The 12,594-nt window shown below is 74.5% G+C and carries 14 protein-coding genes; 7 read left to right on the top strand and 7 right to left on the bottom strand.

What is annotated here, in order from left to right:
• The first annotated feature begins 196 nt into the window (after nucleotides 1–196).
• The 4 genes from WFH32_RS02745 to WFH32_RS02730 are packed head-to-tail and all read left to right on the top strand — an operon-like array spanning nucleotide 197 to nucleotide 2,484.
• Nucleotides 197–550 (top strand): DUF1844 domain-containing protein, encoded by a 354-nt coding sequence (locus tag WFH32_RS02745; protein WP_030150476.1) that lies wholly within the window; start codon nucleotides 197–199, stop codon nucleotides 548–550.
• On the top strand, nucleotides 547–1,284 hold the full coding sequence (locus WFH32_RS02740; RefSeq protein WP_336706148.1) for a hypothetical protein: 738 nt from the start codon (nucleotides 547–549) through the stop codon (nucleotides 1,282–1,284). Before WFH32_RS02745 ends, WFH32_RS02740 begins: the two co-directional genes overlap by 4 nt.
• Nucleotides 1,281–2,042 (top strand): S1C family serine protease, encoded by a 762-nt coding sequence (locus WFH32_RS02735; protein WP_318244223.1) that lies wholly within the window; start codon nucleotides 1,281–1,283, stop codon nucleotides 2,040–2,042. The genes WFH32_RS02740 and WFH32_RS02735 overlap by 4 nt, the downstream gene beginning before the upstream one ends.
• Before the next feature lie 10 nt (nucleotides 2,043–2,052).
• A complete protein-coding gene (locus tag WFH32_RS02730) occupies nucleotides 2,053–2,484 on the top strand; it encodes a spore germination protein GerW family protein (protein WP_191797381.1) in 432 nt (143 codons plus the stop codon).
• Nucleotides 2,485–2,588: 104 nt separating this feature from the next.
• Here the strand turns inward: WFH32_RS02730 and WFH32_RS02725 are convergent, their stop codons facing one another.
• The 7 genes from WFH32_RS02725 to WFH32_RS02695 form a co-directional block, all read right to left on the bottom strand.
• Nucleotides 2,589–3,407 carry an SseB family protein gene (locus tag WFH32_RS02725; RefSeq protein ID WP_336706147.1) on the bottom strand — a complete coding sequence of 273 codons (819 nt, stop codon included), beginning with the start codon at nucleotides 3,405–3,407 and terminating at the stop codon, nucleotides 2,589–2,591.
• A complete protein-coding gene (priA, locus tag WFH32_RS02720; protein ID WP_191790686.1) occupies nucleotides 3,404–4,135 on the bottom strand; it encodes a bifunctional 1-(5-phosphoribosyl)-5-((5-phosphoribosylamino)methylideneamino)imidazole-4-carboxamide isomerase/phosphoribosylanthranilate isomerase PriA in 732 nt (243 codons plus the stop codon). Before priA ends, WFH32_RS02725 begins: the two co-directional genes overlap by 4 nt.
• Before the next feature lie 117 nt (nucleotides 4,136–4,252).
• The gene (gene hisH / locus WFH32_RS02715; RefSeq protein ID WP_191795679.1) at nucleotides 4,253–4,900 is read right to left on the bottom strand and encodes an imidazole glycerol phosphate synthase subunit HisH; all 648 of its coding nucleotides are present in this window, start codon (nucleotides 4,898–4,900) and stop codon (nucleotides 4,253–4,255) included.
• Nucleotides 4,897–5,415 carry a hypothetical protein gene (locus tag WFH32_RS02710; RefSeq protein WP_191795678.1) on the bottom strand — a complete coding sequence of 173 codons (519 nt, stop codon included), beginning with the start codon at nucleotides 5,413–5,415 and terminating at the stop codon, nucleotides 4,897–4,899. Before WFH32_RS02710 ends, hisH begins: the two co-directional genes overlap by 4 nt.
• A gap of 86 nt (nucleotides 5,416–5,501) precedes the next feature.
• The gene (gene hisB, locus WFH32_RS02705; protein ID WP_191790683.1) at nucleotides 5,502–6,101 is read right to left on the bottom strand and encodes an imidazoleglycerol-phosphate dehydratase HisB; all 600 of its coding nucleotides are present in this window, start codon (nucleotides 6,099–6,101) and stop codon (nucleotides 5,502–5,504) included.
• Nucleotides 6,098–7,237, bottom strand: coding sequence for a histidinol-phosphate transaminase (locus WFH32_RS02700; protein WP_191795702.1), 1,140 nt, complete (start codon nucleotides 7,235–7,237; stop codon nucleotides 6,098–6,100). Before WFH32_RS02700 ends, hisB begins: the two co-directional genes overlap by 4 nt.
• Before the next feature lie 213 nt (nucleotides 7,238–7,450).
• A complete protein-coding gene (locus WFH32_RS02695; RefSeq protein ID WP_336706146.1) occupies nucleotides 7,451–7,960 on the bottom strand; it encodes a Rieske (2Fe-2S) protein in 510 nt (169 codons plus the stop codon).
• A gap of 155 nt (nucleotides 7,961–8,115) precedes the next feature.
• On the opposite strand from WFH32_RS02695, the gene WFH32_RS02690 reads away from it, so the two are divergent.
• The 3 genes from WFH32_RS02690 to WFH32_RS02680 all read left to right on the top strand — a co-directional run bounded on the left by WFH32_RS02690 (nucleotide 8,116) and on the right by WFH32_RS02680 (nucleotide 12,532).
• Nucleotides 8,116–8,613, top strand: a complete 498-nt coding sequence (locus tag WFH32_RS02690; protein WP_336706145.1) for a hypothetical protein — start codon at nucleotides 8,116–8,118, stop codon at nucleotides 8,611–8,613.
• Nucleotides 8,614–8,807: 194 nt separating this feature from the next.
• Entirely contained in the window at nucleotides 8,808–9,839 is a 1,032-nt protein-coding gene (gene adhP, locus WFH32_RS02685; RefSeq protein ID WP_336706144.1) for an alcohol dehydrogenase AdhP, read from the top strand.
• Nucleotides 9,840–10,234: 395 nt separating this feature from the next.
• The gene (locus tag WFH32_RS02680) at nucleotides 10,235–12,532 is read left to right on the top strand and encodes a DEAD/DEAH box helicase (protein ID WP_191795700.1); all 2,298 of its coding nucleotides are present in this window, start codon (nucleotides 10,235–10,237) and stop codon (nucleotides 12,530–12,532) included.
• Nucleotides 12,533–12,594: the final 62 nt, after the last annotated feature.

The raw sequence follows: 12,594 nt of genomic DNA, 5'->3' as shown, positions 1-12,594 counted from the left end.
CCTCCGGGCATCTTCGTGACCGCCGCCCGCCCACAGCGCCGGGCGGCGTCGAACGACGTCGCTTGGCACACTATTCGTCTCCCGCTCCTGGCCCGACGCCGAAGCGACCCGTCAGGCCCCGTCGCACCCCGCGTCCGGCCCGGCCGGGCGCCCCGCACAGGTCCCGGGCGCACGTTCCCTCTGGAAGGATGAGCACATGACTACCGAGAACGACCCCATCGCCCAGGACGCCACCCGGGACATCGCCGACGTCGCGGCCGTCGAGGTCATCACCTCCGCCGCCGTCCACCTCATGAGCGCCGCCGCGGTCAAGTGCGGCCTCGCCGAGGACGCCGTCGAGAAGGAGCACCTGGACCTCGACGAGGCGCGCAAGCTCATCAACGCCCTCGCCGCGCTCGTGACCGCCTCCGCCCCCGACATCGGCAACCAGCACGCCCGTTCGCTCCGCGACGGCCTGCGCTCGCTCCAGCTCGCGTTCCGCGAGGCCTCGGTCTACCCCGACGCCCTGGGCGAGGGTCCGGGCGAGAAGTACACGGGCGCGGTCAGTTGAGCACCCCGCCGGGCGGGCAGCCGACGCCTCCCCCGCCGTCCAGCGCGCACGGGGGCGACGGCGTCGTGCCCCCGCCCGGCGGAACTCCCGGCCCGCCGCCCGCTCCGCCGACGTTCACGCCGGGCGCCACGACCTCGCTCCCGCACGGGCCCGCCCCGCAGACGCAGGCCTACCTGTCCGCCGCGGACAGGACGGGACCCGACGCCGGACCCGCACGGCCCCGGCCGGGGCGCGGAAAGACCGTCGCGATCGTCGTGCTCTCTGCGGCACTCGTCGTCGCACTGGGCCTCGCGGCGTACCTCCTGGTCACGACCCTGAGCTGGCAGGACCGCAGCGCGCAGTGGGAGGAGGAGTCCCGTGAGCTCGGCCGGCAGGTCGCCCAGCTCGACGCCGACCTCGACGGCGCGAACGCCGAGCTCGAGTCCGCGCGTTCCCAGCTCACGACGGCCCAGGACCGGATCACCGCGCTCGCGAACGAGAAGGCCCAGCTGGGCGACGAGAACGTGGCCTCGCAGCAGTACCTCGACTACCAGGCACGCATCTCCGAGGCCGCCGGCACCGTCGCCGGTGCCCTCGGCCAGTGCACCACCGCCCAGGACGAGCTCATCGGCTACCTCAACAACCGTGACGCCTACAACCCGGACGACCTCGCGCGCTTCGCGACCCAGGTCGACGACCTGTGCAACGCTGCGACCGCCGCCAACACCGAGCTCCAGAAGGAGCTCGAGAAGTGAGACGCACGCGACGCCACGGGCGCCGGTCGGCCGCCCGCCCGGTGACAGCGGCCGTCACCGTGTCGCTCGTCGCGGCCCTGGCCGGAGGGTGCGGGGTCCTGCCGGAGCTGCCCGAGCCCATGCCGACCTCGGTCGTGCCCAGCGTGGCCCCCCAGGCCGATCCCGTCGGGTCGGAGAACCTGTCCCCCGACGGCTTCGACGCCGTCAAGCGCATGGCGGTGCGCATCCGCAACGTCGGGTGCTCGTCCCTCTCGACCGGTTCGGGCTTCGCGCTCGACGACCGCACGCTCATCACCAACAAGCACGTGGTCGAGGGGTCGAAGTCCCTCCAGGTCCTGACGTACGACGGCCGCGACATCCAGGTCGAGACGGCGAGCGCAGCCGGGCTCGCGGACCTCGCGATCGTGCGCACGAGCGACGACCTCCCCTCGGCCCCGACGCTCGCCGCCGCCGACCCGGCCCAGGGCGACACCGTGACGGTCGTCGGCTACCCCGAGGGTGGTCAGCTCACGGTCACGCAGGGCAAGGTGGTGGGGACCGCCACCGATCCCCTGCACGAGAACCTCGGCCAGGTGCTCGTGACCGACGCGCAGGTCGAGCCCGGCAGCTCGGGCTCGGCCGCGCTCAACGAGGCCGGCGAGGTGATCGGCGTGGTCTACGCGAAGTCGACCGACGCGTCGCTCCTCGTACCCGTCTCGACGCTGCGCGCGATGCTCGACGACTCGTCAGCCTTCGCGACCCTGCCGCCCTGCTCGTAGGCTGCGAGGCATGAGCAGCGACAGCAGCAAGGACGCGGCCGGTCGGCCCGAACCCTCCTTCATCACGCGCGCGGCGAGCGACGCCTTCTCGGTGCGCAAGGTCTTCGGCGACGCCTACGAGCGCGACGGGACCCTCGTGATCCCCGTGGCCAAGGTGTGGGGCGGCACCGGGACGGGCTACGGGTACGGCGTCGGTGCGCTCGACGGGTCCACGGGTCCCTCGGCCGACGACGCCGGGCAGGGCGAGGGCTCGGGAGAGGGAGCCGGGGGCGGCGGGGGCTACGGCGTGCACGTGCGTCCCGTCGGCGTCTACTCCGTGGGCCCCGACGGCACGCGCTGGCACCCCGCCCTCGACCTCAACCGGGTCATCCTGGGGGGCCAGGTCGTGGCCATGGTGGTCGCGCTCGTGGGCGGCTGGGTCCTGGGACGCCGTCGCCGCTGAGGCACCGCGTGCGCGAGCTGCGCAGCGCGAGGCGGGCTTCGTCGTCGGGCGCCCGCGGGGCACGCATGCCCCCGCAAGGCGCCCGACGACGCCACGCCCGCAGGTCAGTCCGCGCGCCCGATGCGCAGCTCGAGCGAGTCGACCCGCTCCGAGACCACGTCGTTGCCCGCGAGGGCCGCGTTGACCTGCGCCAGCACGGCGTCCAGGCCGCGCCGGTCGAGCCCCGAGTCGATCGAGAGCACGACGGCGACCTCGGCGCTGCGACCCGTCTCGGCGCGGACCGCCGCGACGTGCTCGATCCCCGAGACCGCTCCCGCGACCTCCGCCGCGACGTCGGCCGCGACCACGCCGTCCGCGACCGCGGGCGCCCACTGCTTCCCCTGCGCGAGCGCCCACACCGCGGGGCGCGGGACCAGGACCGTGACCGGTCCCGACGGGTCGAGGACAAGCAGGGACCAGTCCTCGCTCACGGCTGACAGGGCGGCGCGTGGCGCGTCGACCGGGACCGGGCGAGCGTCAGGCCGCCAGGCGGCCATGCTCGCGACGCTCGAGAACACCGGGAGCGCCCGCCGTCCGTCGGGAGCCTCGAGCGCCACGACGCCCGCCGAGGCCTCCTTGTCGACCTTCTGCCCGTGCTCGCCGACGCCCGACTTCTCGAGCTCGGCCAGGATGGGGATGAGCAGCCGCGTGCGGCCGAGCCGGGCGACGACCTCGGTGAGGCCCACCGTCCCCGCCGAGAAGTCCGCCAGGACGCTCGTGAGTGCCGGGTCGGCCGAGCCGTCGTCGTCCGAGAAGCCCGAGGACGGAGGCAGCGCCTTGCCCGTCCCCTCGCCCGCCGGGCCCTTCGAGAACGGCGACGCGCCGTGCGCGTGCCCCGCGTGCGGGTCCTCGGGAGCCGGGGAGGGCGAGGTCGACGAGGTCACGGACGGCCTGCAACGTCGAGGGCCTGGGGCAGCGTGAAGGCGCCCGCGTACAGGGCCTTGCCGACGATGGCCCCCTCGACGCCCTCGCCCACGAGCGCGCGCAGCGCCTCCAGGTCCGCGAGGCTCGAGATACCTCCCGACGCGACGACCGGGGCGTCGGTGCGCGAGGCGACCTCGCGCAGCAGGTCGATGTTCGGGCCGCGCAGCGTTCCGTCCTTGGTCACGTCGGTCACCACGTAGCGCGAGCAGCCGGCGGCGTCGAGGCGCTCGAGGACCTCCCACAGGTCCCCGCCCTCCTGCGTCCAGCCGCGGGCCGCGAGCGTCGTGCCGCGCACGTCGAGCCCGACCGCGATCGCGTCGCCGTGCTCGGCGATGACCTTGGCCGTCCACTCGGGGTTCTCGAGGGCCGCGGTGCCGAGGTTCACGCGCGAGCAGCCCGTCGCGAGCGCACGGGCCAGGGACTCGTCGTCCCGGATGCCCCCGGAGAGCTCGACCTTGACGTCGAGGCGCGCCACGACGTCGGCCAGGAGCTCGGCGTTCGAGCCGCGACCGAAGGCCGCGTCGAGGTCCACGAGGTGCACCCACTCGGCGCCGCCGGCCTGCCAGTCGAGCGCCGCCGACAGCGGGTCGCCGTACGAGGTCTCCGAGCCCGCCTCCCCCTGGACGAGGCGCACCGCCTGCCCGGCGGCGACGTCGACGGCGGGCAGCAGGACGAGACGATCGGTCATGAGGTGGTCCTTCCGAGGATTCACGAGTGGGTGGGGCGCGAGCGCTGCGCGCGGGCGCCGGGTGACGCGTTGGAACGGTCGGTCAACGGGCGGGGCCGGCCCCGCCCGCACGGGAGGTCAGAGCGAACGGACCCAGTTCTCCAGGAGTCGGGCACCGGCGTCGCCGGACTTCTCCGGGTGGAACTGCGTCGCGGAGAGCGGACCGTTCTCGACGGCCGCGACAAACCGGCCGCCGTGGGCGGACCACGTGACGAGCGGGGCGCGGAACGCCGCGCCCACGGGCTCGTCGACGCCCAGCGAGAAGTGGCGGGCCGCATAGGAGTGCACGAAGTAGAACCGCTCGTCGGCGACCCCGTCGAACAGCACCGAGCCCTCGGGCACCTCGACCGTGTCCCACCCCATGTGCGGGACCACGGGCGCCTCGAGGCGGTCGACGATGCCCGGCCACTCGCCGAGCCCCTCGGTGAGGGTGCCGTGCTCGTCGCCCTCGTCGAACATGACCTGCATGCCGACGCAGATCCCGAGCACGGGACGGCCGCCCGCGAGGCGGCGCTCGACGATCTGGTCGCCGCGCACGGCCTTGAGCCCCGCCATGACGGCGGCGAAGGCCCCGACGCCGGGCACGACCAGCCCGTCGGCCTCCGACGCGCGCGCACGGTCCGCGGTCAGCTCGACGCGCGCGCCGACCCGCTCGAGCGCGCGCACCGCCGAACGGACGTTGCCGAAACCGTAGTCCAGGACGACGACCGAGGGCCCCTCGCTCACTTCTTGCGCGCCTTGCGGGCGGAGGCCGTCAGCAGGCGCATGGCCTTCCAGCGCGAGATGTCCGAGCTGGGGACGACGCCCTGGAGGTCCGCGACGGTCGCCTGACCCGTGACGAGGTCCTCGAGCTCCTCGGGGGCACCGCCGAGCACGAGGCCGGGGGCGAGGGTGTCGCCCTCGACCCCGTCCTCCCAGCGCGTCGCGGTGAGCTGCTCGCCCCGACGCGTCAGGAGGATCAGGGGCACGCCCTTGACGAGAGTCGAGATCGCGGCCGCCGCCCGCTGCGGGGCGTCGCCCGACAGGTCGCGCAGGACGGCGAGCGCACCGATGCCGGTGGGCACTGCGTCGACCTCGATCTGCGCGATCGAGCACGCCGCGGCGAGCGGCTCGGCGCCCGCGATCTGCGTCACGAGGACCGCAACCTCGGGGTCGGAGGACGGGGTGAGCAGGCTCGAGATGTCGTCCGGGATCTCCAGGTCCAGCTCGGGCTCGTCGGCGGGGTTCTGCGGGGTGGTCATGTCGTCCGTCTCGGTCGTCCGCGGGTCGCGGGGGTGATCGCCGTGCTCAGGCCCGTCGGGCTGAGCGGGGGTGGTCGGCTCGGAGGTCACAGGGCGCCCTTGGTCGACGGGATGCCGTCGACCCGGGCGTCGGGCGCCACGGCGAACCGCAGCGCGCGGGCGAGGGCCTTGAACTGCGCCTCCACGATGTGGTGGGGGTCGCGGCCCGAGAGCACCCGCACGTGGATGCAGATGGCCGCGTGGTGCGCGATGGACTCGAGCACGTGGCGCGTGAGCGACCCCGTGAAGTGGCCACCGATCAGGTGGTACTCCTGCCCCGCGGGCTCGCCCTCGTGCACGAGGTACGGGCGGCCCGACACGTCCACGACCGCGAGCGCGAGCGCCTCGTCGAGCGGGACCATGGCGTCGCCGAAGCGCGAGATCCCGGCCTTGTCGCCCAGCGCGATCCGGAGCGCCTCGCCGATCGTGATCGCGACGTCCTCGACCGTGTGGTGCGCGTCGATGTGCGTGTCACCCGTGGCCTTGACCGTGAGGTCGATGAGCGAGTGCTTGCCGAGGGCCGTCAGCATGTGGTCGTAGAACGGGACGGTCGTCGAGATGTCCGTCTTCCCGGTCCCGTCGAGGTCCAGCTCGACGAGGACGCTCGACTCCGACGTCGCGCGCTCGATGCGCGCGGTGCGCTTCACAGTCCTGCCACCTCCACCAGGGCGTCCTTGAACGCCGTCATCTCCTGCGGCGTGCCGATCGACACCCGCAGCCATCCGTCGGGACCAGTCTCCCGGATGAGGACGCCTCGATCCAACAGGCCCTGCCAGATCGCGTGGCGGTCCGGGAAGGTGCCGAACAGGACGAAGTTCGCGTCGGAGTCGGCGACCCGCAGGGGCGCGCCGCCCAGGGCGGCCGGGCGCTGGGCGCGCAGCCAGGCGACCGTGGCGTCGCGCTCGGCCCGCAGGTCGTCGACCTGGGCCAGCAGGGACGTCGAGTGCTTGAGCGCCGCGCGGGCGACCGCCTGCGTCGCGGCCGACAGGTGGTACGGCAGGCGCACGACGCGCAGCGCGTCCACGAGCGGGCGCGACGCGGCGAGGTAGCCCACGCGGGCCCCGGCCAGCGCGAACGCCTTGGACATGGTGCGCGTGACCGCGAGGTTCGGGTAGCGCTCGAGCAGCTCGAGGGCCGAGGGGACACCGGCGCGACGGAACTCGCCGTACGCCTCGTCGACCACGACGACCGCGGACGTGCCCGGCTCGGCGCCGCGCGGCGTGACCGCGAGCGCCGCCTCGCACACGGCCTCGACGACCTCGCGCGTCAGGGCGGTACCGGTCGGGTTGTTGGGGCTGGCGAGGAGGATCACGGACGGCGCGTGCTCGACGATCGCCGCGCGGGCGGCGTCGGCGTCGAGCGTGAAGTCCTCCTCGCGGCGCCCGGTGACCCAGGCCGTGGAGGTGTCGCGCGCGTACTCGGGGTACATCGAGTAGGTGGGCGCGAAGGACAGCGCGGTGCGGCCCGGTCCGCCGAAGGCCTGGAGCAGGTGGAGCATGATCTCGTTCGAGCCGTTCGCGGCCCAGACCTGCTCGGGAGCCACGCGCACTCCCGACTCCCCTGCGAGGTAGTCGGCGAGGTCCTGGCGGAGCCCCAGGAAGTCGCGGTCCGGGTAGCGGTTGAGGGTCGCGGCAGCAGCGGCGACGTCGGCGGCGATGGTCGCGACGACCTCGGCCGAGGGCGCGTAGGGGTTCTCGTTGACGTTGAGCAGGACGGGGACGTCGAGCTGCGGTGCCCCGTACGGCTCGATCCCCGCGTGCTCGGCCCGTACCGGCAGGTGCACCTCGGAGGCGGCGTGCGCGCGGGGCTGCGAGAAGGAGGCACCCGCCTGGGGTGCGCCGTCCGGGGACTCGAGGAGTGGAGTGGTCACCAGGACAGTCTACGAAGCCGTTCGTGCGGGAGCGGTGGACGTCCGGCAGGCGGGCGGTGAGGCTGCCCGCGGCGGGCGGTCCCGGCGGCCGCGTGACGGGGCGCCGCGGCCGGGGCCAGGAGCGCGTCAGGTCGTGACGACGTCGGTCCCGCTCACCGTGACGGCGAGCCGCGGCAGCGGCGAGGGCGCCGGGCCGCCGAGGACGTCGCCCGTGCTCAGGTCGAAGCGGGACCCGTGGCAGGGGCAGTCGAGCTCGCCGTCCCCCGGCGCGACCGTGCAGCCCTGGTGCGTGCAGATCGCGCTGAAGGCCTCGAACGTCCCCTCCTCGGGCTGGGTCACGAGGTAGGGCGCGCCGTCGACCTGGACCGACGCCGCGCCGCCCACGGGCACGTCGCCCGTGGCGGTGACGACCGTGCCCGACGGCGCCGCGGACGTCGCGCTCGTCGCCCCGCCCTCGCCCGTGGTCCCGGCGGTCCCGCCCCCGCCGCCCGAGCAGGCCGCGAGGACCAGCGCACCCGCGCCCGTGCCCGCGGACACGAGGAGCGAGCGCCGCGAGAGGAGGTCGTGCGGGGGTGTCGCTGCCTGCGGGGGTGTCGCCGCGTGCGCCGAGGTCACCTGCGTGGTCGAGGTCCTCATGGTCACCCTCCGCCGTGCGTCCCGGGTCGATCGGTCCTTCAATTGAAGCATCGGGCTTCGTGCCGCGCGCGAGCGCGGCACCGCCCGCCCGGCACGGGCACCCCGCCCGCGCCGGACCACGCAGCCCACCTGCACCAGAGCACTCGGAGCACCTCATGGACGCGTCCGGACCTCCTCCCGCCGACGGCTCGACCGGTTCGACCGGCTCGACCGCAGGGCGCTCCCCGGCGTCGGGCACGCCTCCCGTGCCTCCGCCGCTGCCGCGCGGCGCGTGGCTGCTGCGCGGCGTGACGGCCGCGGGGCTGCTGCTGTCGGCCGACGTGCACCTGTTCCTCTACGTCCAGGGCTACCAGGACATCGAGGTCGTGGGTCCGTTGTTCCTGCTCAACGCCGTCGCAGGTTTCGCGCTCGGGCTCCTGGTCCTGGTGTGGCGCCACTGGCTGCCGCTCCTGGGGGCGATCGGGTTCTCGGTCGCGACGCTGGGCGCGTTCTACCTGTCGACGACTGTCGGCTTCTTCAGCGTGAACGAGACGGTCGGCGGGGTCCAGCAGGTCACGGCCGCGGTCGCCGAGTGGGTCGCGCTCGTCGGTGCGCTGCTGGCGCTCGTGGTCGAGCGCCGTCGGGCGTCAGGGCGGTCGCGGAAGCATGTCTGACCTGCGCAGACATCGCATGTGACGCTCTTCGCGACCCCGCCGCGCGCGCTCCCCCGCGCTCGCCGCGCACCCGCAGACCCCCTCGGATACGGTCGAGGAGCCGGACATCCTCGGACGCGCAGCGCGTCCCGTCGCGCCTGACGCGCCAGTCGACGGCTCGACCCACCCCCGGTGTCCGCTCCTGGAGGAGAGTCATGAGCACCATGAAGGCAGCCGTCGTCCACACGTTCGCCGCGCCGCTCACGATCGACGACGTCGAGGTCCCCACCCCCGGACCCCACGAAGCGCTCGTCAAGGTCGACTACACCGGCGTGTGCCACACCGACCTGCACGCCGCCCACGGCGACTGGCCGGTCAAGCCGTCCCCGCCGTTCGTGCCCGGCCACGAGGGCGTCGGCACCGTCGTGGCCGTCGGCGACCAGGTCACGCGCGTCGTGGTCGGCGACAAGGTCGGCAACGCCTGGCTCTGGAGCGCGTGCGGCGAGTGCGAGTACTGCGAGACCGGCTGGGAGACCCTCTGCCCGAACCAGAAGAACGGCGGCTACTCGGTCGACGGCTCGTTCGGCCAGTACATGCTCGTCGACTCCCGCTACGCCCCGATCATCCCCGACGGCGTGGACGACTCCGCGGTCGGCCCCATCCTGTGCGCGGGCGTCACGGTCTACAAGGGCCTCAAGCAGACCGACACCCAGCCCGGCGAGTGGGTGCTGATCTCCGGCATCGGCGGTCTGGGGCACATCGCCGTGCAGTACGCCGTGGCCATGGGGCGCCGCGTCGCCGCGGTCGACGTCGACGACGACAAGCTCGCCCTGGCCCGCAAGCACGGTGCCGAGGTCACGGTCAACGCCGCCACCTCGGCCGACGCCGCGGCAGAGATCCAGGAGAGGACCGGCGGCGGCGTGCACGGCGCGCTCGTGACGGCCGTCAACGCCCACGCCTTCCCGCAAGCCGTCGGTGCGCTGCGCCGCGGCGGCACCGTGTCCCTCGTGGGCCTGCCCCCCGAGAAGTTCCCGCTCGACATCTTCACGACGGTCCTGTTCGGGCTCACTGTCCGCGGCTCGATCGTGGGGACCCGCAAGGACATGACCGAAGCGCTGGACTTCTTCGCGCGCGGCAAGATCACCCCGACCTACACCGTCCGGCCGCTGAGCGACGTCAACGACATCTTCAGCGAGATGGAGAAGGGCGCGATCGACGGGCGCGTCGTGATGGACATGCGCTCCTGAGGAGCCCCGGAGAGGGCCGCTGGCGGACCCCCACCCATCGCTGAGGGCCCGGCGCGAACGGCGGACTCCCGTCGGACGCGCCGGGCGCCACCTGTGCACGACCGCGCACTGTCCCACCCAGCGCCTACGATCGCTGGGTGACCTCGTTCCCCCGTGACCAGCACGACCCGTACGCCGATCTCCCTGCCGACTTCGCGTCGGAACCCCCCGCCGACCTCTACGACGAGCCCCCGGTCCCCGACGACGCGGGAGCCGCTCCGGTGCGCCGGCCCGCTGCTCCCGGTGCGGCCCCGGCTCCCTCCGTCGCCCGGTCCGACACGCCCGCGGCGGTGGACGCGGCCGACCCGGCGTCGGCCCCCGATGCCGCCGATGCCGCGCGGCTCGCCAAGGTCGCCATGCTGCGCGGGCTCCTCGAGGGCAAGGACCTGCGCGAGGAGGCCGAGGCCGCGCTCCGCAAGCTCGTGGGCCGTGAGGACGCCGCGCTGCGCGACGACCAGTGGCTCGCGATCGAGGCACTGGTCGCGTTCCGCCGTCGGGCCCTGGTGGTCCAGCGCACCGGCTGGGGCAAGTCCGCGGTCTACTTCGTCGCGACCTCCCTGCTCCGCTCGCGCGGCGCGGGCCCCACGGTCATCGTCTCGCCGCTGCTCGCCCTGATGCGCGACCAGATCTCGGCCGCGGCCCGCGCCGGGATCCGCGCCGTGACGATCAACTCCTCGAACATGACCGAGTGGGACGAGGTGCACGCCGCGATCGCCGCGGGCGAGGTCGACGTGCTGCTCTGCTCGCCCGAGCGGCTCAACAACCCCGGCTTCCGCGACGAGGTGCTCCCCCGGCTCGCGGCCGACGCGGGCCTCGTCGTGATCGACGAGGCGCACTGCATCTCCGACTGGGGCCACGACTTCCGGCCCGACTACCGGCGCATCCGCACCCTGCTCGCGGACCTTCCCCCGGGCATCCCGGTGCTCGCGACGACCGCGACCGCGAACGAGCGTGTCACCGCGGACGTCGCCGAGCAGCTCGGCGTCACGGGGGCGTCGGTCGGCACGGGAGCCGAGGGCACCGTCGCCGGTGCGGCCGGTGGCCCCCGCGAGGACGTTCTCGTGCTGCGCGGCGGCCTCGACCGCGAGTCGCTGCACCTGGCCGTCCTGAACCTGCCGGACCAGCCGAGCCGCATCGCGTGGCTCGCGGAGACCCTCCAGGACGTCGACGGCTCGGGGATCGTCTATTGCCTGACGGTCTCGGCCGCCGAGCAGGTCGCGAGCCAGCTCCGCGCGACAGGCCTGGCCGTGGCCGCGTACACGGGCCAGACGGACACGACCGAGCGCGAGCAGCTCGAGGCCGACCTCAAGGAGAACCGCGTCAAGGCGCTCATCGCGACCTCGGCGCTCGGCATGGGCTTCGACAAGCCGGACCTCGCGTTCGTCGTGCACCTCGGCGCGCCCTCGTCCCCCATCGCGTACTACCAGCAGGTCGGTCGTGCCGGACGTGGCGTCGACAGCGCGGTCGTGGTGCTGCTGCCCGGCGAGGAGGACCGGCGCATCTGGGAGTACTTCGGCTCGCTCGCGTTCCCCGCCGAGCGTCAGGTCCGCGAGACGCTCGCAGCCCTCGAGGCGGGCGGCGGTACGCAGTCGGTCGCGGCCCTCGAGACGCAGGTCGACCTCAAGCGCTCGCGCCTCGAGACCATGCTCAAGGTCCTCGACGTCGACGGCGCGGTGCGCCGCGTCAAGGGCGGCTGGGTCTCTACGGGGCAGCCCTGGGTCTATGACGCCGACCGCTACGCGCGCGTCGAGCAGACCCGGCTGGCCGAGCAGCGCTCCATGATCGACTACGAGGCCACGAGCGGCTGCCGCATGGCGTTCCTGCGCGCGACGCTCGACGACCCCGAGCTCGAGCAGGGCTGGACGTGCGGACGGTGCGACCGCTGCGGCGGCGTCGACCTGCCCGCCGCCCCTGACGCCGAGGCCGTCTCCGCGGCGCGCGCCGACATGGACCGCCCGGGTGTCGAGGTCGTCGCGCGACGCCAGTGGCCCACGGGCCTCGACCGGATGGGGCTCGACCTCAAGGGCCGCCTGTCCCCCGAGGAGCTCGCGTCCCCGGGGCGCGCCGTCGCGCGCCTCGACGGGCTGGGCTGGTCGGGCCCGCTGCGTGAGCTCTTCGCGCCCGGCGTGCCCGACGGCGAGACCCCCGTCGCGCTGCGGCGCGCCGCCGCGCGCGTGCTCGACGAGTGGGACGCGCTGTACGCGGCCGCGCCGACGACCGACGGCGCCGACGTGACCGGGGCGGCCGACGGCGTCGCGGCGGCGGACGGGCCGGCCGACGAGACGGCCCCCGCACGCCGACTCCTGCTCGACGGCGTGGTCTCCGTCCGGTCCGCCACGCGCCCCCACCTGGTCCAGCACCTCGCCGGCGGGCTCGCGCGCTACCTCGACCGCCCGCTCGTCGGGTCGGTCGGTCCTGTGCCGGGCCGCGAGCAGCCCGGCCGGCACGACGTGAACTCGGCAATGCGACTGGCGGGGGTCGTCGAACGGCTGCAGCTCGAGCTGTCCGGGCCCGCGCTGGCCGGGCTCGCGGGGCGCCGGATCCTCCTGGTCGACGACTACACCGACTCGGGCTGGACCCTCACGGTCGCCGCCCGCCTGCTGCGCCAGGCGGGTGCCGCCACGGTCTACCCGTTCGTGCTCGGGGTGCGCTGAGGGCCCTGACGGCACTGCCGACGCCGCACGAGAGCGGGGGGGGGGGGGGGGGGGGGGGGGGG

The organism is Oerskovia sp. USHLN155 (genome assembly GCF_037145535.1).
GTDB classification, from domain to species: domain Bacteria; phylum Actinomycetota; class Actinomycetes; order Actinomycetales; family Cellulomonadaceae; genus Oerskovia; species Oerskovia rustica.
This window is presented reverse-complemented; position numbering and strand designations above follow the sequence as displayed.

Bases quoted from the DNA above. Each gene is read 5' to 3' on its own strand.
- WFH32_RS02745 (WP_030150476.1), top strand. From the start codon at position 197: ATGACTACCGAGAACGACCCCATCGCCCAGGACGCCACCCGGGACATC.
- WFH32_RS02730 (WP_191797381.1), top strand. From the start codon at position 2,053: ATGAGCAGCGACAGCAGCAAGGACGCGGCCGGTCGGCCCGAACCCTCC.
- priA (WP_191790686.1), bottom strand. From the start codon at position 4,135: ATGACCGATCGTCTCGTCCTGCTGCCCGCCGTCGACGTCGCCGCCGGG.
- WFH32_RS02710 (WP_191795678.1), bottom strand. From the start codon at position 5,415: ATGACCACCCCGCAGAACCCCGCCGACGAGCCCGAGCTGGACCTGGAG.
- WFH32_RS02695 (WP_336706146.1), bottom strand. From the start codon at position 7,960: ATGAGGACCTCGACCACGCAGGTGACCTCGGCGCACGCGGCGACACCC.
- WFH32_RS02690 (WP_336706145.1), top strand. From the start codon at position 8,116: ATGGACGCGTCCGGACCTCCTCCCGCCGACGGCTCGACCGGTTCGACC.
- adhP (WP_336706144.1), top strand. From the start codon at position 8,808: ATGAGCACCATGAAGGCAGCCGTCGTCCACACGTTCGCCGCGCCGCTC.
- WFH32_RS02680 (WP_191795700.1), top strand. From the start codon at position 10,235: ATGCTGCGCGGGCTCCTCGAGGGCAAGGACCTGCGCGAGGAGGCCGAG.